The following is a 399-nucleotide window of genomic DNA, read 5'->3' as shown; positions in this document are numbered from 1 at the left end:
TTTTTATACATTTTCATAAAAAATTTAAATAAAATTGATACCGATAACAATTTTAAAAATCTATTCAAATTGAGACAAAATATAAAATACAACAATAAAAGTACCCCCATTGAAATACCTTATATTCAATGAGCGTACTTTAACACTTTATATAAATTATTTTCTCTTATATAACCTTTTACATACCTGATAAAGAATAGGTACAGCAATGATGGTCGTAATTGCAGTGCCATAGGTTCCTAAAATCCGACCCAAAGCAGCTAAAAATGATGCTGATGGCGTTAGTCCACCGACTAAACTACCCGTCAATGTGTACTTCAACAGGTTCAAGATAATTTTTGTGAGAGCTGCAACTATCCCAACCAAGATAATATTTGATAGACTATCGTTTGCCTGTAG

Annotated in this window: 1 pseudogene; it reads right to left on the bottom strand. The window is 31.1% G+C overall.

Going from position 1 to position 399, the window contains the following annotated elements:
* Positions 1-156 precede the first annotated feature (156 nt).
* Positions 157-399, bottom strand: a pseudogene (locus C1E99_RS04105) (hypothetical protein); the annotation flags it as partial.

This window comes from Streptococcus suis, from assembly GCF_002964045.1.
GTDB lineage: Bacteria > Bacillota > Bacilli > Lactobacillales > Streptococcaceae > Streptococcus > Streptococcus suis_U.
Note: the sequence above shows the minus strand (reverse complement) of the source record. Positions and strands in the feature narration are given on the sequence as shown.